Genomic DNA, 22282 nt, shown 5'->3' with positions numbered 1-22282 from the left:
ATCCGGTGTTTCTCAGCGACTGGTGATCACTTCGAGCAGGTCCTTGGCGCTCTCGCACTTGTCGAACAGGGCTCCCACGTGCTTCTTGGTGCCGCGCTCGGGCTCCATCATCGGCACCCGCACCAGCGACTCGCGCCCGACGTCGAAGATGACCGAGTCCCAGCTGGCGGCGACCACTTCGGACGCGTACTGCGCGAGGCACCGGCCCCGGAAGTAGGCCCGGGTGTCCTCGGGCGGTTCGGCCATGGCGCGCTGCGTCTCGGCCGGGTCGAGCAGCGTCTTCATCGAGCCGCGCGCGACCAGCCGGTGGTAGAGGCCTTTTTCGGGCCGCACGTCGGCGTACTGCAGGTCGACCAGCTGGAGCTTCGGCGACGACCAGGCGAGGTTCTCCCGTTCGCGGTAGCCCTCGAGGAGCCGCAGTTTGGCGACCCAGTCGAGGGTGTCGGCGCATTCGAAGGGGTCGCGGCCGAGTTTGTCGAGGGTGTCTTCCCACCGGTCGAGCACGTCGCGGGTCTGTTCGTCGGCGTCGTCGCCTTCGCGCTGGTCGACGAATTCGCGGGCGCGTTCGTAGTAGGCCCATTGCAGGTCGAGCGCGGTGAGTTTGCGGCCGTCGCGCAGCCGGATGAGGTGCTGGAGGGCGGGGTCGTGGCTGACGGCTTTGAGTTCGCTGACCGGGTCGGCGATGCCGAGGTCGCCGCTGAACACCTTTTCCTCGATCATGTTGAGCACCAGCGAGGTGGTGCCCATTTTGAGGTAGGTGGCGATCTCGGAGAGGTTGGCGTCGCCGATGATGACGTGCAGCCGGCGGTATTTGTCGGCGTCGGCGTGGGGTTCGTCGCGGGTGTTGATGATGGGCCGTTTGAGGGTGGTTTCGAGGCCGACCTCGACTTCGAAGAAGTCGGCGCGGGAGGAGATCTGGAAGCCGGCGCCGCTGCCGTCCTGTCCGAGGCCGACGCGGCCCACGCCGGTGAAGATCTGCCGGGTGACGAAGAACGGGGTGAGGTGGGCGACGATGTCGGCGAACGGTGTCTGCCGGCGCATCAGGTAGTTCTCGTGGGACCCGTACGAGGCGCCTTTGTTGTCGGTGTTGTTCTTGTAGAGCTGGATGCGGTGGGTGCCGGGGATGGTGGCGGCGCGCCGGGAGGCTTCGGCCATGACGCGTTCACCGGCTTTGTCCCATTTGACGACGTCGAGGGGGTTGGTGCATTCGGGGGTGCTGTATTCGGGGTGGGCGTGGTCGACGTAGAGGCGGGCGCCGTTGGTCAGTATGACGTTGGCCAGGCCGAGGTCTTCGTCGGCGAGGGCGTCGGCCGGGTCGTAGGCGGCTCCGGAGTAGGTGAATCCCCGTGCGTCGCGCAGCGGTGATTCTTCTTCGTAGTCCCATCGGGCGCGTCCGCCGCGGTTGAGCTCGGGCCGGGCTCCGTACGCGTTGACCACCTGCGAGGAGGTGACCATCGGGTTGGCGCCGGGTTGCCCGGGGACGCTGATGCCGTACTCGACCTCGGTGCCCATTATCCGTCGAACGCTCATGCGACCACCCCGCCCGCCATGTTGCCCCTGCTGCTCATGCATCGAGCCTAGACGCTCTCGCGCGTGTTCTCGCCCCGCCCCGTGCCGGGCGCGGCACGCTGGGTTGACGGTTGCGGGTGGGGCCGTCCACGGGTGTCGATCTTGGCGGCGAGGCGCCGGCCGAGTCGCTGCGCTGGTTGTTCCACGATGCGGTATGAGAGCCAGGCGAGGGCGAGGACCGTGGCGAGGTACGTCAGCCCGGTAATCACGCGTACGGGGAGGGGTTGTGTCCCGACATCCGGGATGATGTGGGGCAACAGGAACAGGACGATCACGTGTTGCAGGTACAGCGAGTAGCTGATCCGGCCGAGCCAGGTGAGCGTCTGTGGCATCGAGCGCCGCCGAAATGCGTACGCGATGAGGGAAATCGTCGCAACCGCGAACACATTGGCCGGCCAGGCGCGCTGTGTCCATTGCGCCCCGATGAGGCCGGCGGCGACCACGGCGAGCGCCACCGATCCGGCTGCCGGTCCGATCTGCCCGTGTTGCCAGCGGTAGATCACGGTGCCGGCGAACATGACGGCGAGCAGCAGCAGCGCCTGTTGTGATGATCGGACGGTGCCGGCCACGGTGGGGTGCCCGTTGATCGCCGGCACGAGCACGAACGCCATCGCCACCACACCGGCCGCCTTCGCCCGTCCGGCGAAGATCAAGGTCAGGGTCAGGAGCAGACCGAGCACCAGTACGCCGGCAAGGGCGCGCCGGCTCGCCGGGGTGCTCCCGAGCAGGTCGTCGGGCAGCGGCAGCCACGCGATCAGGGCGAGTGCCGCCGCGTACCAGGCGCTGTGCCGGTGCAGCCGCCAGGCGAACAGTCCCGTGACGACGAGGTAGAACACCATCTCGTACGTGAGGGTCCAGAAGACCCGGACGACGCCGCGCACCCCGACGAGGTCGGTCATCATCGTGACGTGGGCGAGCAGCCCGGCGCCGGTCTCGGCGCGCAGCGACCCTTGCCAGTGCAGCAGCCCGGCCGCGGCGAGCAGGGCGAACAGGGCGATCGTGGCCAGGTAGGCGGGGTAGATCCGCAGCAGCCGCCCGATCCAGAACCGGCGCAGCGACCCGTGCCGTTCCAGCGACATCGGGATGACGTATCCACTGACCAGGAAGAACAGCAGCACGGCGGTCTTGCCGAGGTCGATGTGGCGCATCACCGCCAGGTGCGCCTCGTTGCCGATCATCTGCGGGCTGAGGTGGAACAGCACGACGGTGATCGCGGCGAGCCCGCGCAAGGCATCGAGCCAGTCCAGGCGTCTCATGCCGGGTGCAACGACAACGCGGGCCGGGGGAAACCCCCAGCCCGCGCCGCCGGGAAAACCTACAGGTACTGACCGGTGTTGCTGGCCGTCTCGATGGAGCGGCCGGCTTCGGCGCCCTTGCCGCCGGAGACGAGCGTGCGGATGTAGACGATCCGTTCGCCCTTCTTGCCGGAGATGCGGGCCCAGTCGTCGGGGTTGGTGGTGTTGGGCAGGTCCTCGTTCTCGCGGAACTCGTCGACGCAGGAGTCGAGCAGGTGCTGCAGGCGCAGCCCCTTCTTGCCGCTGGTGAGGAATTCCTTGATGGCCATCTTCTTGCCGCGGTCCACGATGTTCTGGATCATGGCGCCGGAGTTGAAGTCCTTGAAGTAGAGGACTTCCTTGTCACCGTTGGCGTAGGTGACCTCGAGGAAGCGGTTCTCCTCGGACTCCGTGTACATCCGCATGACCACGGCGTCGATCATCGCCGCCACGGTGACGTCGGGGTCGTTGCCGTGCTCGGCCAGGTCGTCCGTGCTCAGCGGCAGGCCGGGCAGGATGTACTTGCCGAAGATGTCCTTGGCCGCCTCGGCGTCCGGACGCTCGATCTTGATCTTCACGTCGAGCCGGCCGGGGCGCAGGATGGCCGGGTCGATCATGTCCTCGCGGTTGGAGGCGCCGATCACGATCACGTTTTCCAGGCCCTCGACGCCGTCGATCTCGCTGAGGAGCTGGGGAACGATCGTGTTCTCCACGTCGCTGGAGACGCCGGAGCCACGGGTCCGGAAGATCGAGTCCATCTCGTCGAAGAACACGATCACCGGGGTGCCCTCGCCGGCCTTCTCACGGGCCCGCTGGAAGACCAGGCGGATGTGCCGCTCGGTCTCACCCACGTACTTGTTGAGCAGTTCCGGACCCTTGATGTTGAGGAAGTAGCTGGTGTGCTTCTCCTCGCCGCGCCGCTCGGCGATCTTTTTCGCCAGCGAGTTGGCGACCGCCTTGGCGATCAGGGTCTTGCCGCAGCCGGGCGGGCCGTAGAGCAGGATGCCCTTGGGCGGGCGCAGCTGGTGCTCCCGGAACAGGTCGGCGTGCAGGAACGGCAGCTCCACCGCGTCGCGGATCTGCTCGATCTGCGAGTGCAGGCCGCCGATGTCGGTGTAGTCGACGTCGGGGACCTCCTCGAGGACGAGTTCCTCGACCTCGCTCTTGGGGATCCGCTCGTACGCGTACGCCGACCGCGGCTCGATCATGAGCGAGTCGCCCGCGCGGAGTTTCCCGATCTCGAGCGAGTCGGCGAGCGAGACGATCCGCTCCTCGTCGGCGTGCGAGACGACCAGGGCACGGTCGCCGCGTTTGCCGTCGGGGCCCGCGAGGACCTCTTTGAGCGTGACCACCTCACCGGTGCGCTCGAAGCCGAACGCGTCGACAACGTTGAGCGCGTCGTTGAGCAGGACTTCCTGCCCGCGCTGCAGGTCGTCGACCTCGAGGGACGGCGAGACCGCCACGCGGAGCTTGCGGCCGCCGGTGAAGACATCCACCGTGCCGTCCTCGTGGGCCGACAGGAAAACGCCGTAACCGCTGGGCGGCTGGGCGAGCCGGTCAATCTCTTCCTTGAGAGTGACGATCTGGGCCCGGGCTTCCTTGAGGGTCGCCACGAGCCGGTCGTTGTTCTCGGTCAGTCGGGCCAGCTGCGCCTGCGTTGCCGCGAGCCGTTCCTCGAGCTGCCGGACGTGTCGTGGGCTTTCGGTCAACTTCCGCCGAACAAGGGCGAGTTCCTCTTGCAGGAACGCAACCTGGCTGGAGAGATCGTTGGCCTCTTTCTCCCAACGTGCGGCGCGTGAATCCGCCTCGTCGCTACGTGCCACGTCCCACCTCCCCGGGGGCTCGAACGTCTTGGGTTAACACTAGCCGCTGCGGGCCGGATTTCGACCCGTGCAACACCCTCGTCACCGAGTCTTGATCCATTCGGCCGGTGCCCGCAAGGCCTTTCCCGGCCCCGTTCCGCACCATCGGCCGGGCCCGCGCCCGCCGACGGCCCGGTTGACGCCGGGCCGGGGGCATGACGGGGTCTACCTGCTGCGCAGCGGCGAAACGGCCCATTTGCGGCAGGAGGCGCACGGGCGTACGGCAGGGGGTTGTCACCGTCGGGACGGGGCGGCGCCGCCTCGGGAAACATAGAAAAAAGTCACACGGCGGAAACGTGTGTCGACGGTGCCGGATCACCCCTAAAGGGTCGGACGGCCCACCAGGGACGCGACCACCCGCGAGAACTCCTCCAGCCGGGCGATCTGGCCGGGGCCGCCGTCGTCGAGCGTCTTGCCGAAGCGCAGCGCGTCGTGGCGGATGGTGGCGCGTGATTCACCTTCATCCATGCCGGGCGGCGGCACGGCGTCGTCGACCGAGCTGAGCAGCAGGTAGACGTCGATGCTGTCGACCCGGGCCTGGCCGTTGGAGGTGCGGGTGAGCCGGCGCCGGCAGCCGACCTCGGTGACCGTGGACAGCGGCACCACCCGCAGCGACGAGGTCATCGAGCCGACCGGGCCGTCACCGGGCGCGACGTCCTCGCCGTGCCACAGCACCAGGCGGCTGCCGTCGCAGATGACGACCTCCTGCCAGACGCCGTTGACCTCGTTGACGAAGCGTTCGAGGGTGAAGCTGAGCACCGAGGCGCCGCGCAGCACGCCGAACAGCGCGTCCAGCGCCACCTCGGGGTCGCGCAGGTAGGCGCGGGCGGCCGAGTCGAGGTCCTGGTAGGGCGACCAGTCGGGGAAGACCGCCGGCATCTCGTTGCTGCCGCCGAACGGCGGAGAACTCATCGCGCCCACCCGATCCTCCCCGAGCCGTGCCACTGCCGAACTGGAAGCTACCCGAACCCTGAGCGCGCCGTCACATCCGCGAGCCAGGAGGCGTCATTCGATCGGTGAGCGGTCGCCGGGGGCCTCGTCGGCGGGTTCCTGCTGGGCGGCCGGCGCTGCCTGGGCGGCCCGTTTGAGCGCGTACGCCTCGGCGCCCTTGCTCGGCTTGCGGCGGCGGGGCGGGGCGGTCACGCCGGGCGCGAGCTTGCGGGCCGAGACCAGGAACGCCGTGTGCGCGATCATGCGGTGGTCGGGGCGGACGGCCAGGCCCTCGGCGTGCCAGTCGCGAACCAGCGACTCCCAGGCCCGCGGCTCGGTCCAGCCGCCCCGCTCCCGCAGGGCCTCCACCAGCTCGGACAGCTGCGGCGTGGTCGCCACGTACCCGATGAACACCCCGCCCGGCACGAGCGCCTTCTCGACCATGTCGAGGGCCTCCCACGGGGTCAGCATGTCGAGGACGATCCGGTCGAAACCGGTCTCCGGGTTGGTCGCCACGTCGCCGGAGTGCAGGTGCCAGGCCGGGTGCGGGCCGCCGAAGAACGACTCGACGTTCTTGCGCGCGATCGCGGCGAAGTCGTCCCGCACCTCGTACGAGTGAAGCTCCCCGCTGGTGCCCACGGCGCGCAGCAGCGAACAGGTCAGCGCGCCCGAGCCGACACCGGCCTCGAGCACCTTGGCGCCGGGGAAGATGTCGCCCATCGCCACGATCTGGGCGGCGTCCTTCGGATAGATCACCTGGGCGCCGCGCGGCATCGACAGCACGTAGTCGCTGAGCAGGGGACGCAACGCGAGGTAGGCCGTGCTGCCGGAGGAGGTGACGACGCTGCCGTCGGGCAGGCCGATCAGCGCGTCGTGCTCCAGCGCGCCGCGGTGGGTGTGGAACGACTTGCCCGGCTCCAGCACGATCGTGTGCATCCGGCCCTTGGGGTCGGTGAGCTGGACGCGGTCACCCGCCCGGAACGGCCCGCGGTGCGCGGGCTGCGAGTCGTCGACGACGGTGGCAGGCGAAATGGTCACTACTTCTCTCTCTGCTTCACGGGGCGTGCGGCACGGCGGGGCTCCAGCACCTGGGCGACGTCACCCACCCGCAGGACCCCCACCACATCCTCGCCCGAGGTGACGACGTATTGCGCGGCAGGGTGGGCCTGCAGCGCGCGGACCACCTGCTCGCCGCTGAGCCCGAGCGGGAGCGCGGGCACCGCGTCACGCGAGCGGGCCACGGTGTCGACGGCCACCCACGGGCGCCGGTCGACCGGCACGCGCTCGGCGGCGACCGGATCGACCAACGCGGTGAGATTACCGGCCGAGTCCGACACGGCCAGCACCACGCCCGGCCGGGGGTCCTGCGAGCGGCGCCGCTGGGCCTCGCCGAGCGGCGTGCCGGCGGGCACGGTGAGCAGCGGGCGGGCCAGCTGGTTGAGGTCGACCAGCGGGAACCGGCGGGTCATCCGGGCCAGGCGGATCGACTGCCCGGCGCCCTGCCACAAGGTGAACACCACCAGCAGCACGAACAGCAGCCCGAGCAGGGTGAGCGTGCCGAGGCGGTAGAACCAGAACGCGGTCATGCCGGTGCCGAAGGCGATCAGCCAGCCCGCCCAGCCGGCCAGCTCGGTGGCGCGGTTACGGTCCTTGAGGACCGCCCACAGGCCGGCCCGCAGCGCGCGGCCGCCGTCGAGCGGCAGCCCCGGCAGCACGTTGAAGACGGCCACCAGGATGTTGCTGGCGGCCAGCTGGAAAGCGATCTGCCCGGCCATGGTGCGGTCGGGCAGCGCGAGGAAGGCGCCCGTGGCCACCCCGCCGAGAACCAGCGAGACGGCCGGGCCGGCCAGGCTGACCAGCGCGTCGACCCGCGGGGAAGGCGCTTCCCGGTCCATCTCCGTCCAGCCGCCGAGCAGTTCCAGCGTGATGCCGCGCACGCCGATGGAGAACCGGCGGGCGGTCAGGGCGTGGCCCAGCTCGTGCAGCAGCACCGAGCCGAGCAGGCACAGCACAAAACCGAAACCCACCACGTACGCCAGCACGCCGGGCAGGTCGAGCTGACCCCGTACGTAATTGCCGTAGACGAGCGTGACCAGCGCGGCCAGCAGCACCATGGACCCGTTCACAAAGATCGGGATGCCCAGCACGTGCCCCACGGGACGGCCGGAGCGCCGTGCCTGCCGCCGCTGCCGGGCCCCGTTGCTGCTCGCCGTGCTGTCGTCCACGACGTCGATGCTACGGAAGCGACCTGGGAGCCCCCTCTCGGCGTTTTTGTCACACCTCTGCCCTAGCCTCTTTGCCATGACGGCCTCCCCCGCTGAAGTCCAGGCGCCGCACACCGGCCCCTCGTTGTCGCCGTCCCGGGCGGCCGACTTCAAGACGTGCCCGCTGCTGTTCCGCTTCCGCACGATCGACCGTCTGCCCGAGCAGCCCACCGCCGACCAGGTACGCGGCACTCTGGTGCACGCCGTGCTCGAGGCCCTGTTCGACCTGCCCGCCGCCGAGCGCACCCCCGAGACCGCCGCCGCCCTGGTCGCTCCCACGTGGCGGCGCCTGCTCGAACGCGAACCCGGACTGGGCGAGATCTTCGCCGCGGCCACCAGTTCCGAGGTGCCGGGTCAGACCGTCCTGGATCTCTCCGGCTCGCCGGCCGCTGTCACCGCCTCCCCCGGTCCTGTCGGTGTCGCCGCCTCGGCCTTCCCGACCGTCGACCCCGCCGCTGTCGCCGCTGAGATCGACGCGACCGGTGGGCCGGCCCTGGCGGCAGCCGACGAGAACACCCGGCTGGCCGCGTTCCTGTCCGGCGCCCAGGCGCTGCTCCCCGGCTACTTCGCCGTCGAGGACCCGCGCCGCCTCGAACCGGCCGAACGCGAGACCCTGGTGTCCACGCTGGTCGACGACGAGCTGCTGATCCGCGGCTACATCGACCGCCTCGACGTCGCCCCCGGCGGCGACCTGCGGGTGGTCGACTACAAGACGGGCGGCGCCCCCCGCGAGGCGTTCGAGGGCCGGGCCCTGTTCCAGCTGAAGTTCTACGCCCTGGTGCTGTGGCGCACCCGCGGCGTCGTCCCCCGCGTGCTGCGCCTGCTCTACCTGAAGGACGCCGAGGTCTGCGACTACAGCCCCGACGCCGAGGAACTGGAACGGTTCGAGCGCACCCTGGTCGCCCTCTCCGAGGCGATCGAACGGGCCAAACGCGAACGCAACTTCCTGCCCAAGCCGAGCCGCCTCTGCGGGTGGTGCAGCCATCAGGCCCTGTGCCCGGCCAAGGGCGGCACCCCGCCGCCGTACCCGTCCGCCCCCGCCGTGCCCCTGCAGGTGGGCCCAGCCGACGACGATCGCTTGGCGTGAACCAGGCCGCCGGGCCGCCGCGCGTGAGCCCTCACGACGACTGCTTGGCTTGAGCCTTAGGGTGGCGCCATGCACTCGTGCGCTCCCGGCGGCCCTGTGGACAACCCCGCACCGGCTCATCCGACGACCGGCGCCGCTGTGGACAACTCCCGCTCCCGGCTTGACAGCGTGCTAGCTTTGCCGGCCCTCCCAGAGGTGGGGTGGGGGAGGCGGTGGCTGCTCCGGAGCACCTGTTGATCATCCAACGGCCGATACGTGTGCTCGTGGCCGATGCGGCGCCGATGCAGCGCTCCGGGCTCCGCGCGATCCTGACGGCCGGCGGCGCGCCCGAGATCGTGATCGCGGGTGAGACCGGGGACGGCGGCGAGGCGGTCGTGCTGGCCCGGCGGCTGCTGCCCGACGTGCTGATCGCCGACCTTGCTCTGCCCCGCGTCGACGGCCTGGGCGTGGCCCGCGCCGTGGCGGCGTCCGGCCTGCCCGTGCGGGTGCTGCTGCTGACCGAGCACGGCTCCGACGAGGACGTGCTGGCCGCCATCGCCGCCGGCGCCTCGGGTTACCTGCTCAAGAACGCCCCCGCCGAGGAACTGGTGGCCGCGGTACGGGCCGTGGCCGCAGGCGGTGCCGTCATCACGCCCGCGGTGCTGGCCCACATCCTGGTCCGGGTGGCCGAGGCCCTGCCCGCCCCCGAGACCACGGCCGCCGGCAAGCTCGACACCCTGACCGAGCGGGAACGCGAGGTGCTGGTCCACGTGGCGCGCGGTCACTCCAACGCCGAGATCGCCGCCGCGCTCCAGGTGAGCGAGACGACGATCAAGACCCATGTCGGGCACGTGCTGACCAAGCTGCGCCTGCGCGACCGTACCCAGGCCGTGGTCCTGGCCTACGAGACAGGCCTGGTCAAGCCCGGCGCCTGAGCAGCCGCGCACGATGCGCTCCCCGCCCGGCCGATCCGCCTGGTGGATCAAGAGGCTGTAGGAGTTCCGCCACCCCCTCCCCCACCCCCGTTCTGGGCGGGAGGGGCACGGTACCGCGGTGTCAAGGCCGGCGTCCGGGGTTGTCCACAGGCCCGTCCGGGCCGTCCGGAGTTGTCCACAGCCTCAGGCCTCACGGCGCGGGTTCGGGGTCGGCCCGCGGCTCACCGGCCAGTCCGGCGGGGTGAACCGGCCGGCGCGCTTGCGGCGGTTCCCGATGAGGCGGCGGGCGTTGTTCTCGATGCCGAAACGGTTGTCGGGCAGCATCAGACGGTTTTCCCTTCGGACGAGCGGTGGATGTGGATGTCGCCGCTGGCCGTACGGACCCGCAGCTCGATGGTGGCGCCGGTGGGCGGGGTGTCGCCGGTCGGCGTGAGGTCGCTGGTGGTGCGGCCGGAAGCGGTGTTCAGGTCGAGCCACACCCCGGCGCCGGCGGTGATGCCGACCCGGACGTCGCCGGACGCGGTGCTGATCTCGCTCCGTCCGGTGCTCAGCCGGCCGACGCTGAGGTCGCCCGAGGCGGTGGACGCGCGCAGGGAACCCCCGACGGCGCCGACCCGCACGTCGCCGCTCGCCGACTTCACCTTGACGTCACCGGTGACGTCATCGAGGCGCACGTCGCCGGAGGCCGTGCCGAGCTTGGCGGAGCCACCGATCCGGCCCACGCCGAGGTCGCCGCTGGCCGAGTCCAGCGCGACGTCGCCGGTGGCCTCGGCGAGCTCCACGTCGGCGGAGGCGACATCCAGCTTGACGTCGGACCACGTGCCGGCGGCCTGGATGCCGGCCGAGGCGCTTTTGCCGTGCAGCGTGCTGCCGGCCGGCACGCGGGCGGTGATGGCGAGCTTGGGCGCGCGCCGCCAGATCTTGGCGTCGTGCGGGACCTCGATGAGCAGCGTGTCGCCGTCGAGGACGACGCGGGTCTTGTCGGCGGCCTCGCGGGACGTGTCCCGGTCGTCCATGGCCTCGACCGTGACCTGCACGGTGTCGCGCTGCTCGGCGTGCAGGCCGACGAGGCCGGCGTTGGTGCGCAGGCTGACCGTGACCGGCGCCGGGTGGTCGAACTCGAACATGAGGGGTCTCCAGACGGTGAAATGGGCATGCGGACACGCTCGACCCTCACCCAGGGGAAGAGTCAAGTGGCGGAACGGGAAGGGGTCAGGCCTGGAAGAAGCCGGTGACCCGCTTGGGCGTACGGCCGCCACCGGGCACTCCGGGCGGGAAAGCGCCAGGCGCCCCGGGCGGGAAGGGCGGCGGCACGTTGTTGACGGCCATGGTCACCGCGCGGACCAGCCACGCGTTGACGGAGATGCCCTCGGCCGCGGCCGTCTGCTCGACGTGGGTCTTGAGCGACTCGGGCATCCGCAGCGTGAGCCGGGTCAGGTCGCCGCTGTCGGGCGGGACCGGGGCGGCCGGCGGCGCGGGCGGCTCGGGCGGCTCGGGCGCCCGGTGGTTGACCACGAGGTCGGCGTCACGGCCGCGCAGCCGCACCTCGACGCTCGCCTCGGGCAGCCTCGTGGTGATCTCGGCCGCCGCGTCGGAGAGGGCCTCGAGGAGCGCGAGCCGGGCCGACGCCTCGAGCGAGTGGCCGAGCAGCTCGGCGGCGCGGATCGTTTCCGGCCCGGCCGGAGCCGCGGCGGCCGCCAGGTCGGCCCGCAGGGTTTCCAGATACGGCGTCAGGTCCATGACACCACTATGACGTCAGGGATGACGTCAGTCAAGCGTCACGATGACATCTCAGGGTCGACCCTGAGTGCCCCCTGGGTGTTTCCCGTATGGAATCTCCGCCTGAGATTCCACCCGTGGGTTGACGTCTTCATGCCGTCATCCGAGAAAACTGCTCTCCACAAGTGACGCACGGGCCGGCCGACGGGGGCGGCCCGCACGATTCCAGGGGGCTGGCAGACGATGATCGGGACCAGGGCGCAGGAGCCTGTCGCGGCACGCGCCGACGACGTGTGGAAGGTGTACGGCTCCGAGGAGGCGCGCGTGGTCGCCCTGCGCGGGGTGAGCGCGAGCTTCGCGCGCGGCAAGTTCACGGCCATCATGGGCCCGTCCGGCAGCGGCAAGTCGACGCTCATGCACTGCCTGGCGGGGCTCGACACGGTCACCCGCGGCTCGGTGCACATCGGCGGCACCGAGGTCACCGGCCTGAGCGACAAGGCGCTGACCCGCCTGCGCCGCGACCGCGTCGGTTTCATCTTCCAGCAGTTCAACCTGCTGCCGACGCTGACCGCGGCGGAGAACATCCGGCTGCCGCTCGACATCGCCGGCCGCAAACCCGACCCGCAGTGGTGGGACACGGTGATCGGCACGGTCGGCCTCGGTGACCGGCTCGGTCACCGGCCCAGCCAGCTCTCCGGCGGCCAGCAGCAGCGGGTGGCGTGCGCGCGGGCGTTGATGAGCCGGCCCGACGTCATCTTCGCCGACGAGCCGACCGGCAACCTCGACTCCAAGGCGGGCGCCGAAATCCTGTCGTTCCTGCGCAGCAGCGTGATGGAGCACGGGCAGACCATCGTCATGGTCACCCACGACCCGGTCGCCGCCGGCTACACCGACCGTGTCGTGTTCCTGGCCGACGGCGCGATCGTCTCCGAGCTGGACAACCCCACCCCCGAGACGGTGCTGGAGGCCATGAAGGCCGGAGAGGTGCTGGTCTGATGCTGCGCGCGACGCTGAAGAGCCTGCTCAGCCGCAAACTCCGGCTGGTGCTCTCGGGCCTGGCGGTCGTGCTCGGCGTCATGTTCGTCGCCGGCGCGTTCGTCACGACCGACACGCTCGGGCGCACCTTCGACAACCTCTTCGCCGAGGGCTACTCGCAGGTCGACGTGGCGGTCACCGCCAAGCCCAAGGTGGCGGTGGACGAACTGGAGGGCGAGCAGATCCTGACCCCGCTCCCGGCCGCGCTTGTCGACCGGGTGGCGAAGGTCGACGGGGTTGCCAAGGCCACCGGGGTGATCTCCGACGACGGCGCCCGCGTGATCGGCTCCGACGGCAAGGTGGTCACCAGCTACGGCCCGCCCCGCATCGGCATGAACTGGGTCGGCACCGACGACCTGATGGAGCTGCGCGAGGGCCGCGGCCCCGCCAAGGACGACGAGATCGCCGTCAACGCGGCAGTGGCCAAGGCCGCCGGCATCAAGGTCGGCGACCGGGTGGGTGTGCTCACCCAGCTCCCCAAGCAGACGTTCACGCTGGTCGGCGTCTGGGGCTACACCAACGACCGGGACAGCATCGGCGGCGTGCAGGAAGTCGCCTTCACCACCGCCCAGGCGCAACGCTCGATGCTCGGCGCGCCCGGCATGTTCACCCAGATCGTCGTCGACGCCGGCAAAGGTCAAGACCCTTCCCACGTACGGGATCGGGTGGCGACGGCTCTGGGCGCGGACTACGAGGTCAAGACCGGTGAGCAGCTCGCCGAGGACAGCTCCGCGCAGTTCAAGGAGGCGCTCGGCTTCTTCAACAACATCCTGCTCGGGTTCGCCGGCGTGGCGCTGTTCGTCGGCACGTTCCTCATCCTCAACACGTTCTCGATCATTGTGGCCCAGCGGACCCGGGAGCTGGCGCTGATGCGTGCGCTCGGCGCGGGCCGCCGCCAGGTGATCAGCTCGGTGCTGGTCGAGGCGCTGACGATCGGCCTGGTCGCCGCCGTGCTCGGGCTCGCCGCCGGGGTGGGCGTGGGCTGGCTGCTGGTGACGCTGTTCGGATCGATGAGCGACGGCCTCGAACCGGCCGCGGTCGCCGTGCCGATGGCCGCGGTCGTCAGCTCGCTGATCATCGGGGTCGTGGTCACCGTGGTCGCCGCGGTGCTGCCGGCGATCCGGGCCTCACGCATCTCCCCCATCGCGGCGATGCAGGACGTCGCCACCCCCGACCGGCCGCTGACCCGGGTCACCGTCGCCGGGGCTGTCATCGGCGCGGTCGGCGCGGCCATGCTCGGCGTCGGCCTCTACGGCGCCGACTCGCTGTGGCTGATCCTCGGCGGCGTGCTGGTCACGTTCATCGGGGTCGCCCTGCTCACGCCGCTGATCTCCAAGCCGGTCGTGGCGGGGCTGGGCCGGCTGTTCTCATGGTCGGTGCCCGGGCGGCTGGGCCGGCTCAACTCGGGCCGCAACCCGCGCCGCACGGCCATCACCGCGGCCGCCCTGATGGTCGGCATCGCGCTGGTCACCGGGGTGACGGTGGTGATCGGCTCGGCCAAGCAGAGCCTGGCCGCGCAGGCCGAGACCACGATGAAGGCCGAGATCGTCATCGGCGGCGACCAGAACGGTCCGCGGCCGCCGGTGTTCGACCAGGCCGTCCTCGCCGAGACGGCGAAGATTCCCGGCGTACGGGCGGTGGCCGGCGTCTGGAACGAGCAGGTGCTGATCGACGGTGAGCGCGAGTACGTCACCGCCACCGACAACCTGGCCACGCTGGCCGAGGCGTACGGGGCGCCGGCGCTTCCCGCACTCAAGCCCGACCAGATCGCGGTGGGCACGGAACAGGCCACCGAGCACGGCTGGGCGGTCGGCACGGCCGTACGGGTGCAGATGCCACGCGGCGAGGAGCACCGCTACACGATCGCGGCCACCTACGACGAGGACAGGGTCCCGGGCAGCATCATGCTCCCGCTCGCCGCGACCAAGGAGTTCGGGCTCACGCAGCCGATCTTCGGGTATGTCCGGCTGGCCGACGGGGCCACCGTCGATCAGGTGCTGCCGCAGGTCAAGGCCCTGGTGGCGGACAGCCCCGAGGTGACGGCGACCGACCGCAGCAGCTTCATCAACCAGCAGGTCGGCGACTTCGACACCCTCATCACGATGGTGCAGGTGCTGCTCGGCCTGGCGATCCTCATCGCCGTCCTCGGGGTGATCAACACGCTGGCCCTGTCGGTGCTGGAACGCACGCGGGAACTGGGCCTGCTGCGCGCCGTCGGACTCGGCCGGGCCCAGACGATGCGGATGGTCACCGTCGAGGCCGTGGTGATCTCGGTCTTCGGCGCGCTGCTGGGCGTCGTCGTCGGCGCGGGCATGGGCGCCGCGGTGGTGCAGGCCCTCAAGAACGACGGCATCACCGACCTGGTGCTGCCGTGGGGACAGATGGGCCTCTACCTGGGGCTGGCCGCCGTCGTCGGGGTGCTGGCCGCGGTGCTGCCGTCGATCAAAGCCGCCCGGCTCAACGTCCTCGCGGCAATCGCCCACGACTGACGCGCCGGCACGGCAACAGCCGGCTCGACGGCCTGATGGCAACAGCGCCGGGTCAGCGGGGGTCTGGCCGCGCGACCAGCGCGGCGGGGAAGAGCCGGCCGCCCGGCACCGGGCACATGTCCGGTGCCGGGCGGCGACGGGCGGCCCGGCACCGCCGTACAGCTCGCGGGAGCCTTCCTGCAGGATGCGGACCAGATGACCGGTGGCGGGCGCGGGCCGCCTACGCGATCAGTGCCGGGCGCGGGCCGCCCACACAACCAGCACCCAACGCGGGCGGGGCCGGACGGTGATGATGCGGGTCCGGTGCTGTCCCCGGCGGTGGGGCGCTGTCAGTGGTCGGTGGGGAGCAGGCCGCGGTTGACGAGCAGGGCTGCCAGGTAGTCGGGGTCGACGCCGACCAGGGAGGTGCGCAGGTGCACTCCGTCGGTCGGTGGGAGCTCCAGTTCGGCCGGCACGGCCAGCACGGTTGCCCCCGAGGCGAGCGCGCTGGCCACGCCGGTCGGGGAGTCCTCGATGGCTACGCACTCGGAGATGGGCACGCCGAGCAGGGTCGCGGCGGTGCGGTAGGGCTCCGGGTCGGGCTTGGGCATCACCACTTCGTCGCCGCAGACCACGACGTCGAAGTTGTCGCGGCCCAGCGTGTCGAGCGCGGCCTCGACCAGTTCGCGCCCCGTCGAGGTGACCAGCGCGGTGGGCAGACCGGCGAAACGGACGCCGTGCAGCAGGTCGAGCGCCCCGGGCCGCCACACCAGCCCCTCGCTGAACAGCTCCAGCACCCGGTTGGTCAGCCACTCGACGTCGGGCGCTTCCGGCCGTTCGGGCTGGCCGAGGTCGTCGCGCAGGATCTGCATGCTGACGCTCATGCTGCCGCCGATCATGGCCTGCCGGGCCGCCGGGGACAGCGTGCCGCCGGCCCTCCCGGCCAGCTCGTGCAGGGCGATGTCCCACACTTTCTCGCTGTCGACCAGCGTGCCGTCCATGTCGAAGAGCACCGCAGCGGGCTGTCGCGCGTTCAGGATGAGCCTCCATGATCGTGATGAGCGTCCGGGGCCATTCTCCCCCGGAGGAGGTGTACCCGGCGCGTACCTTCGCTCACTTGACATCCTCCCCGCCTGAAGGACCGGGAGTTCCCTTGGTCGCCCTGGGGTTTCCTGCTTCACCGTCGGCTGCCCCGCACGAGAGGACTCTCGTTGAGGTCTTACACCTCCTCCACAGGCTGTGACCGAGAGCCCCTCGGCCAGAATGTTGCGGGCCGCGTTGACGTCGCGGTCGTGGACGGTGCCGCACGGGCACGTCCACGACCGCACGTTCAGCGGCATCCGCTGAGCGAGCGCACCACATGTCGAGCACAGTTTCGAGCTGGGGAACCAGCGGTCCACGACGACAAGGTTGCGGCCGTGCCAGTCGGTTTTGTATTCGAGCAGAGTGCGGAATTGTCGCCAGGCCGCGTCGCTGATGGACCGGGCCAGGCTGTGGTTTTTGACCATGTTGCGCACGGTCAGGTCCTCGATCACGATCGTTTGGTTTTCACGAACGAGCCGAGTGGTCAGTTTGTGCAGGTAATCCCGCCTGCGGTCGGTGATCCGGGCGTGGACGCGGGCGACTTTGAGCCGAGCCTTGGCCCGATTCTTCGAGCCCTTCTCCTTACGCGCCATCGCGCGTTGGGCGCGGGCCAGCCGCTTACGGTCGGCCCGTTCATGCCTCGGGTTGACGACCTTTTCCCCGGTGGACAGGGTGAGCAGGGAGTCCAGGCCGGCGTCGACACCGACCGCGCCATCGGCCGGGGTCTGCTCGATCCGGTCGTCGCAGAGCAGTGACACGAACCAGCGACCAGCGGCGTCCTGCGAGACGGTCACGGTCGATGGCGAGGCGCCCTCCGGGAGCGGCCGGGACCACATAATGTCCAGCGGTGCAGGCATCTTCGCGAGGGTGAGCCTGCCGTCGCGCCAGCGGAACGCGCTGGTGGTGTACTCCGCCGACTGACGCGACCGCTTCTTGCTCTTGAACGTCGGGTACTTGACGCGTTTCGCCCAGAAGTTGGTGAACGCCACCTGCAAATGGCGCAGGGCCTGCTGCAACGGTACGGACGACACCTCGTTGAGGAACGCCAGATCGCCGGTCTTCTTCCACGCGGTGAGCAACGCCGAGGTGGCGTTGTAGTTGACCCGTTCCTGACGCAACGTCCACGCCTCGGTACGCGCCGCGAGGGCCTTGTTGTAGACCAGCCGGACACACCCGAACGTCCGAACAAGCTCAGACGCCTGCTCCGGACTCGGGTAGAAACGGAACTTGAACGCCCGCTTCACGACCCTCGCCGTCACAGCTCACAATTAGCAAACCATCTCGGGAACACCGAGGCGACGCGCCGCAAGGCCGTAGCCACCGTTACCTCCCGGCCCTGCACGGCCGGGTTACCACGGAGGAAATCCGATGAACCCGGAAGTCGTCACTCTCAGCACTCCCCGGCCGGTGCGGCGGTCCCTGCTCGTGCAGCGCTGGACCGACCTGGCGTTCCTGCACTGGCCGGTCGACCCCGCGCTGGTGGCGCCGCTGCTACCCGCCGGCACGGTCCCGGACACGCTCGACGGCGTCACGTACGTGGGTCTGATCGGCTTCCGGATGGAGGGCGTCGGTTTCCTGTCCGGCCCCGGAGTTCCGTACCTGGGCTCGTTCGCCGAGACCAACGTGCGCCTCTACAGCGTGGACGCGCAGGGCCGCCGGGGTGTCGTCTTCCGATCGCTGGAGGCCGAACGCCTCATCCCCGTGCTGGTCGCGCGGGCCACACTGAACCTGCCGTACATGTGGTCGCGGATGCGCCTGACCCGCGACGGCGACGTCCTGACGTACACGACCCGCCGCCGCTGGCCGGGCCCCCGCGGCGCCGCCGGCGAGATGACCGTACGCGTCGGCGCCGCCCTCACCGAGCCGACGCCGCTGGAGCAGTTCCTCACCGCCCGCTGGGGCCTGCACACCGCCGCGTGGGGCCGCACGGTCCACCTGGCCAACGAGCACCCGCCGTGGCCCCTGCACCGCGCCGAACTGCTCTCCCTGTCCGACACCCTGATCGGCGCGGCCGGGCTCCCCCAGCCGGCCGGACCGCCGGTGAGTGTCCTCTACTCCCCCGGCGTGCCCGTCACGTTCGGCGCGGTGAGCCGGCCCGCAGGGGACGTACAGCAACCCCACAGCTGAGCGACGCACAGTAGGGGGGTCGCTTCTGCCCTGGAGGTATCTGTGGTCCTGGCCCTCGTGGACTTCCTGCTGCTGCTCGTGCAGCTGCTGCTCGTGGCTCGGGCCCTGCTCGACTGGAGCACGGTTCTGGCCGGGCCGGCCGCTCCCGGCGGTTTCCGTTCCCGGCTCATGTCGGGGGTCTACACCGTGACCGAGCCCATTCTCGCCCCGGTACGGCGAGTCGTGCCCCCGCTGCGTCTCGGCGGCGCCGCCATCGACGTCGCTTTCCTCATCGTCTTCTTCGGCATCGTCATCATCCGCGCCATCATCTGACCGCCTGCCGCGGGAGCAGCCGTGCCACCGCGGGAAGCGGCCGGATCTCAGCGAAACGGCCCGGCCAAGACCGGAAAGCGGCCGGGCCAAGCGAAACGGCCAAGACCGGACAACGGCCGGGCCAAGCGAAACGGCCAAGACCGGAAAGCGGCCCCAGCGAAAACGGCCCGGCCAAGGCCGGAAACAACCGGGTCTCGACGGGAAACGCGGCAGCAGGAAGCTTCCGGTCACACCGAGAGGCCGCCGGTCGCGCGGACGTTCTGTCCCGTGATCCAGCGGCCCTCGTCGGAGGCGAGGAACGTGACCACCGCGGCCACGTCGTCCGGACGGCCGAGGCGGCCCAACGCGGTCATCCCGGCGGCGGCCTCGAGCGCCGCGGGCGGGTTGGCGGCGCGCAGCGTGTCGGTGTCGGTGGCGCCGGGCGAGACCGTGTTGACGGTGATGCCGCGCGGGCCCAGCTCCTTCGCGGCCACCACGGTTATCTGTTCGAGGGCGGCCTTGCCCGCGCAGTAGAGCGCCAGACCGGCCGCCGGGTACAGCGTGTTCAGCGTGGAGATGTTCACGATCCGGCCGCCGTCGCGCAGCAGCGGGGCGGCGCGCTGAATGGCGAACAGCGGGAACTTGGTGTTGACCGCGAACACCCGGTCGAAGTCCGGCGGCGTCAGCTCGGCGATCGGCGCCGCCGTGACCAGGCCCACGTTGTTCACCAGGATGTCCAGACCACCCCGTACGGCGTCGAAAGCCGCGTCGAGACTGTCGAGGCTTTCCTGGTCGGCGCGCACGGCTGTGGTTCCCGGGTTTGTGGCGGCGACCTCGTCGGCGGCCGCCTTGTCCTGGCGGTAGGTGAACACGACGGCCGCGCCCCGGGCTGCCAGCTGTTCGACGACGGCCCGGCCTATCCCCTTCGAGCCGCCGGTGACCAGCGCGGTCTTCCCCTCAAACGTCATGGGGGCACGCTAGGTCTCAGCGGCGCCGGGCGTCTTGGACGTTTGCGACGACCACCGGCGGGGTGCTGAGGTAGGCGGCCAGCCGGGTCGGGGTGAGCCCGGCCATCGCCCGGGTCTCGCGTGCCAGGTGCGGATGGTCGGCGTACCCGCTGTCGGCCGCCGCCTCCGACGGGCCGGCGCCGGAGACGAGCCGGCCCACGACCCGCTGGAACCGCGCGATCCGCGCCACGGTCGCCGGGGTCAGGCCCACATGCTGCCGGAACCCGCGTTCGAGGCGGCGGCGGGTGACGTTCAGTTCGGCGGCGAGCACGTCCACCTTCGGCGGACCGGGCCGCTGCAGCCGTTGCCACGCGGCCAGCACCGCCCGGTCGGGAAAACACGCCACCCGGTCGGGAGAACACGCGGCCGGCACCGCCCGGTCAGGAAACCACGCCGCCGGGTCGGGAGAACACGCCACCCGGTCGGGAGAAGCGGTCCGGGCCGTACGAAGGTGGAGCAGCACCCGCTCGATCAGGTCGAACCGTTCGGCCCAGCTCGGCGCGGCGGCCAGCCGGCCCGGAAGCTCGGTCACCCCTGGGCCCAGCAGCTCGTCGAGGCGCACGGCGGGGCCACCGAGCTCGCTCATCGGCACCCCGAGCAGCGCCGCCGCGCCCAGCGGGGTGAGGCCGATGCTGATCCCGTGCCCCCAGGTGGTCTCGCCACGGGCGGTGGCGGCGGCCCGCGCGCCGAGCACGAGACCCGAACGCGCGCCGAAATCGACGATCACGGTCGGATGGGCCAGCGGCAGCAGCAGGTGCGCGATCGGCCGCCCGTGACCGGACCGGAAACCCGAGAGCCCCAGCACGTACGGGCGCAGGGCGGGACACACGGCCCGCAGCGCGACCTCACAGGGCTCGTCGGAGAGGACCGCCGGCACGGAGTGGATCTGCACCGCCATGAGCCCCACGGTCACCCGGGCTGCGGCCGCCGGTCAAGCCATGACTTAACGGCTCTTGCCAGCCGTGCCGGCGTGGCGCGGCAGCTCGGCCGCGCCCGTGCCGGGCCGATGCCGGGCGATGCACCCCGCCCGATCGGCTGAGCGCGAAGATCAGGCCGGCGTGACCTCGTACGCGCTGGGCGACAGCACCGCGGCGCAGCGCAGATTCCGGTAGCGCCCCTGGTGGTCGAGCCCGTAGCCGACGATCAGCCCGGGGCCGACATCGAAACCCACGTACGTCGGGGTGTCGGCGAACCGGGCCGTCTCGGGCTTGCGCAGCAACGCGCACACGGCGATCGAGGCCGGGCCGCGCTGCGCCAGGTTCGCGATCAGCCACGACATCGTCAACCCGGTGTCGATCACGCCGTCGACGATCACGACGTCCCGCCCCGAGATGTCCACGTCAAGGTCCTTGAGCAGCCGTACGGACCCCGACGCGCGGTTGTGCGTGCTGTACGACTTGATCGCCATCCAGCCGATCTCGACCTGTCCCGGGTACGCGCGAGCCAGGTCGACGGTGAAGGTGGCCGCGCCGCCCAACACGCCCACCAGCACGGGCGTACGGGGCTCATGGACCCCGTGCAACTCGGACGCCAGATCCTGGACCCGAGCCAGAATCCGCTCCTCGGACAAGATCACCTCTTCCAGATCGTCCGCAACGTGCTCCGCGTCCACAAGGTCCCCCGATCGGGTTGATCACCGGCGAATTAACGGCGTGTGACCGGAAAGTTCCTCGATTTCCGACACGCCCCAGGTCCTCTTCCAGCACTGTTCATCATCTAGTAAGGTCCGCGCGGTCGATCATTCACGTTTCGGGCAACACCAGGAGTGGTGGCATGGCGCAGCGGTATCCCCTCGAAGTGATCCGCGACCGCACGTACAAACAGCGTGACGCGTGGTGGACCGTCGGCCTGGTCGACCCTCTCGCCTCCCGCCTGGTCTGGCTCGTGCAGCCGTGGCGCTCGGTGACCCCGAACCGCCTGACGACACTGGCCTTCGGAGTCGGCATCGTCTCGGCGTACTGCTTCTGGCAGGCCGACTACGGCTGGCTGCTGCTCGGCGCGCTGCTGTTCCACCTCAGCTTCGTCCTGGACTGCATGGACGGCAAGATCGCGCGGCTGAACGGGACAGGTTCGGCCTTCGGGTCCTGGCTCGACTACGTGCTCGACCGCCTGCGCGTGGCGGTCTGCGCCGTCGGCCTGTTCGGCGGGCAGTGGGCGGCCACCGACAACATGGCCTACCTCTGGCTCGGCGGCGTGGTCGTCTTCCTCGACATGTTCCGCTACCTCAACGCGCTGCAGATGGGCAAGGTCCGCGCCGAGCTCAACCAGGACGCGGTCGTCATGACCGATGAGGACGCCGAGGCCGGCCCCGTCACCGCCCCCCTGCCCACCGGCAACGAGTCGGCCGTCTGGCGGCTGCGCAACTTCCTCGTCCGCCACCGGATCCGCCCCCACCTGTTCAGCGGCATCGAGTTCATGATGTTCGTCTTCATCCTCGGCCCGGTCACCAAGCAGATCATCCTGGTCGGCGTGGGGTCCTCGGCCCTGATGGTCGCCTTCGAGCTGCTGCTGATCTACCGCCTGTACGCCTACGCGAAGCGCAAGCAGGCCGCCAAGCCCACGGTCGAGCCGGTCGACAACCCCGTTCCGGCTGCCGCCTGACCACAGTTGATCGCCGCGGGCGCGGGTTTCCCGTACGGGGGCCCGCGCTCT

Annotated in this window: 20 protein-coding genes and 1 pseudogene; 7 read left to right on the top strand and 14 right to left on the bottom strand. The window is 70.6% G+C overall.

Going from position 1 to position 22282, the window contains the following annotated elements; genetic code table 11:
- Positions 1-12: 12 nt before the first annotated feature.
- The 6 genes from dop to C8E87_RS33215 form a co-directional block, all read right to left on the bottom strand.
- Positions 13-1530, bottom strand: coding sequence for a depupylase/deamidase Dop (gene dop, locus C8E87_RS33240; protein WP_133877411.1), 1518 nt, complete (start codon positions 1528-1530; stop codon positions 13-15).
- A 47-nt stretch (positions 1531-1577) separates the two neighbouring features.
- Positions 1578-2825 carry an acyltransferase family protein gene (locus C8E87_RS33235; RefSeq protein WP_133877410.1) on the bottom strand — a complete coding sequence of 416 codons (1248 nt, stop codon included), beginning with the start codon at positions 2823-2825 and terminating at the stop codon, positions 1578-1580.
- A 59-nt stretch (positions 2826-2884) separates the two neighbouring features.
- Positions 2885-4666 (bottom strand): proteasome ATPase, encoded by a 1782-nt coding sequence (gene arc, locus C8E87_RS33230; RefSeq protein ID WP_133877409.1) that lies wholly within the window; start codon positions 4664-4666, stop codon positions 2885-2887.
- A 360-nt stretch (positions 4667-5026) separates the two neighbouring features.
- The gene (locus C8E87_RS33225; protein ID WP_166661368.1) at positions 5027-5617 is read right to left on the bottom strand and encodes a hypothetical protein; all 591 of its coding nucleotides are present in this window, start codon (positions 5615-5617) and stop codon (positions 5027-5029) included.
- A gap of 93 nt (positions 5618-5710) precedes the next feature.
- Positions 5711-6673, bottom strand: coding sequence for a tRNA (adenine-N1)-methyltransferase (locus tag C8E87_RS33220; RefSeq protein ID WP_275409058.1), 963 nt, complete (start codon positions 6671-6673; stop codon positions 5711-5713).
- A complete protein-coding gene (locus C8E87_RS33215) occupies positions 6673-7749 on the bottom strand; it encodes a site-2 protease family protein (RefSeq protein ID WP_239080157.1) in 1077 nt (358 codons plus the stop codon). Before C8E87_RS33215 ends, C8E87_RS33220 begins: the two co-directional genes overlap by 1 nt.
- A 187-nt stretch (positions 7750-7936) precedes the next feature.
- Between C8E87_RS33215 and C8E87_RS33210 the strand changes: the two genes are divergently transcribed.
- Both C8E87_RS33210 and C8E87_RS33205 read left to right on the top strand, forming a co-directional pair.
- Positions 7937-8986 (top strand): RecB family exonuclease, encoded by a 1050-nt coding sequence (locus C8E87_RS33210; protein ID WP_133877408.1) that lies wholly within the window; start codon positions 7937-7939, stop codon positions 8984-8986.
- A gap of 212 nt (positions 8987-9198) precedes the next feature.
- On the top strand, positions 9199-9900 hold the full coding sequence (locus C8E87_RS33205; protein ID WP_275409059.1) for a LuxR C-terminal-related transcriptional regulator: 702 nt from the start codon (positions 9199-9201) through the stop codon (positions 9898-9900).
- Between the two features lie 183 nt (positions 9901-10083).
- On the opposite strand, the gene C8E87_RS43970 is transcribed toward C8E87_RS33205, so the two are convergent.
- From C8E87_RS43970 to C8E87_RS33195, 3 genes are all read right to left on the bottom strand, one after another.
- A complete protein-coding gene (locus C8E87_RS43970) occupies positions 10084-10224 on the bottom strand; it encodes a hypothetical protein (RefSeq protein ID WP_166661366.1) in 141 nt (46 codons plus the stop codon).
- Entirely contained in the window at positions 10224-11027 is an 804-nt protein-coding gene (locus tag C8E87_RS33200) for a DUF4097 family beta strand repeat-containing protein (protein WP_133877407.1), read from the bottom strand. Before C8E87_RS33200 ends, C8E87_RS43970 begins: the two co-directional genes overlap by 1 nt.
- An 85-nt stretch (positions 11028-11112) precedes the next feature.
- Entirely contained in the window at positions 11113-11640 is a 528-nt protein-coding gene (locus C8E87_RS33195) for a hypothetical protein (protein WP_239080149.1), read from the bottom strand.
- A 222-nt stretch (positions 11641-11862) separates the two neighbouring features.
- Between C8E87_RS33195 and C8E87_RS33190 the strand changes: the two genes are divergently transcribed.
- Both C8E87_RS33190 and C8E87_RS33185 read left to right on the top strand, forming a co-directional pair.
- Positions 11863-12615: an ABC transporter ATP-binding protein gene (locus C8E87_RS33190; protein ID WP_133877406.1), complete on the top strand. Its 753-nt coding sequence runs from the start codon at positions 11863-11865 to the stop codon at positions 12613-12615.
- Complete coding sequence (locus C8E87_RS33185) at positions 12615-15143, top strand: ABC transporter permease (RefSeq protein ID WP_133877405.1); 2529 nt, start codon at positions 12615-12617, stop codon at positions 15141-15143. Before C8E87_RS33190 ends, C8E87_RS33185 begins: the two co-directional genes overlap by 1 nt.
- Positions 15144-15472: 329 nt before the next feature.
- Here C8E87_RS33185 and C8E87_RS45910 read toward each other — a convergent pair whose 3' ends face one another.
- Positions 15473-16135: an HAD family hydrolase gene (locus tag C8E87_RS45910; protein ID WP_166661479.1), complete on the bottom strand. Its 663-nt coding sequence runs from the start codon at positions 16133-16135 to the stop codon at positions 15473-15475.
- Between the two features lie 255 nt (positions 16136-16390).
- Positions 16391-17449 (bottom strand): annotated as a pseudogene (locus C8E87_RS45905) (RNA-guided endonuclease InsQ/TnpB family protein); the annotation flags it as partial.
- A gap of 124 nt (positions 17450-17573) precedes the next feature.
- Here C8E87_RS45905 and C8E87_RS33175 point away from each other — a divergent pair.
- On the top strand, positions 17574-18332 hold the full coding sequence (locus C8E87_RS33175) for a YqjF family protein (RefSeq protein WP_133877403.1): 759 nt from the start codon (positions 17574-17576) through the stop codon (positions 18330-18332).
- Between the two features lie 42 nt (positions 18333-18374).
- Positions 18375-18644 carry a YggT family protein gene (locus C8E87_RS33170; protein WP_133877402.1) on the top strand — a complete coding sequence of 90 codons (270 nt, stop codon included), beginning with the start codon at positions 18375-18377 and terminating at the stop codon, positions 18642-18644.
- A gap of 227 nt (positions 18645-18871) precedes the next feature.
- Here the strand turns inward: C8E87_RS33170 and C8E87_RS33165 are convergent, their stop codons facing one another.
- The 3 genes from C8E87_RS33165 to C8E87_RS33155 all read right to left on the bottom strand — a co-directional run bounded on the left by C8E87_RS33165 (position 18872) and on the right by C8E87_RS33155 (position 21242).
- Positions 18872-19591 (bottom strand): SDR family oxidoreductase, encoded by a 720-nt coding sequence (locus C8E87_RS33165; RefSeq protein WP_133877401.1) that lies wholly within the window; start codon positions 19589-19591, stop codon positions 18872-18874.
- 16 nt (positions 19592-19607) lie between these two features.
- Positions 19608-20528, bottom strand: a complete 921-nt coding sequence (locus tag C8E87_RS33160) for an AraC family transcriptional regulator (protein WP_133877400.1) — start codon at positions 20526-20528, stop codon at positions 19608-19610.
- A gap of 150 nt (positions 20529-20678) precedes the next feature.
- A complete protein-coding gene (locus C8E87_RS33155) occupies positions 20679-21242 on the bottom strand; it encodes a phosphoribosyltransferase (RefSeq protein ID WP_133877399.1) in 564 nt (187 codons plus the stop codon).
- A gap of 161 nt (positions 21243-21403) precedes the next feature.
- On the opposite strand from C8E87_RS33155, the gene C8E87_RS33150 reads away from it, so the two are divergent.
- Positions 21404-22231, top strand: coding sequence for a CDP-alcohol phosphatidyltransferase family protein (locus tag C8E87_RS33150; protein WP_133877398.1), 828 nt, complete (start codon positions 21404-21406; stop codon positions 22229-22231).
- Positions 22232-22282 lie beyond the last annotated feature (51 nt).

This window comes from Paractinoplanes brasiliensis (assembly GCF_004362215.1).
GTDB lineage: Bacteria > Actinomycetota > Actinomycetes > Mycobacteriales > Micromonosporaceae > Actinoplanes > Actinoplanes brasiliensis.
This window is presented reverse-complemented; position numbering and strand designations above follow the sequence as displayed.

What these genes read in the sequence shown, in the direction of transcription:
- C8E87_RS43970 (WP_166661366.1), bottom strand. Translation starts at nt 10,224, where the DNA reads ATGCTGCCCGACAACCGTTTCGGCATCGAGAACAACGCCCGCCGCCTC.
- C8E87_RS33200 (WP_133877407.1), bottom strand. Translation starts at nt 11,027, where the DNA reads ATGTTCGAGTTCGACCACCCGGCGCCGGTCACGGTCAGCCTGCGCACC.
- C8E87_RS33195 (WP_239080149.1), bottom strand. Translation starts at nt 11,640, where the DNA reads ATGGACCTGACGCCGTATCTGGAAACCCTGCGGGCCGACCTGGCGGCC.
- C8E87_RS33190 (WP_133877406.1), top strand. Translation starts at nt 11,863, where the DNA reads ATGATCGGGACCAGGGCGCAGGAGCCTGTCGCGGCACGCGCCGACGAC.
- C8E87_RS33160 (WP_133877400.1), bottom strand. Translation starts at nt 20,528, where the DNA reads ATGGCGGTGCAGATCCACTCCGTGCCGGCGGTCCTCTCCGACGAGCCC.
- C8E87_RS33225 (WP_166661368.1), bottom strand. Translation starts at nt 5,617, where the DNA reads ATGAGTTCTCCGCCGTTCGGCGGCAGCAACGAGATGCCGGCGGTCTTC.
- C8E87_RS33165 (WP_133877401.1), bottom strand. Translation starts at nt 19,591, where the DNA reads ATGACGTTTGAGGGGAAGACCGCGCTGGTCACCGGCGGCTCGAAGGGG.
- C8E87_RS33150 (WP_133877398.1), top strand. Translation starts at nt 21,404, where the DNA reads ATGGCGCAGCGGTATCCCCTCGAAGTGATCCGCGACCGCACGTACAAA.
- C8E87_RS33175 (WP_133877403.1), top strand. Translation starts at nt 17,574, where the DNA reads ATGAACCCGGAAGTCGTCACTCTCAGCACTCCCCGGCCGGTGCGGCGG.
- C8E87_RS33215 (WP_239080157.1), bottom strand. Translation starts at nt 7,749, where the DNA reads ATGGTGCTGCTGGCCGCGCTGGTCACGCTCGTCTACGGCAATTACGTA.
- dop (WP_133877411.1), bottom strand. Translation starts at nt 1,530, where the DNA reads ATGAGCGTTCGACGGATAATGGGCACCGAGGTCGAGTACGGCATCAGC.
- C8E87_RS33210 (WP_133877408.1), top strand. Translation starts at nt 7,937, where the DNA reads ATGACGGCCTCCCCCGCTGAAGTCCAGGCGCCGCACACCGGCCCCTCG.
- C8E87_RS33235 (WP_133877410.1), bottom strand. Translation starts at nt 2,825, where the DNA reads ATGAGACGCCTGGACTGGCTCGATGCCTTGCGCGGGCTCGCCGCGATC.
- C8E87_RS33185 (WP_133877405.1), top strand. Translation starts at nt 12,615, where the DNA reads ATGCTGCGCGCGACGCTGAAGAGCCTGCTCAGCCGCAAACTCCGGCTG.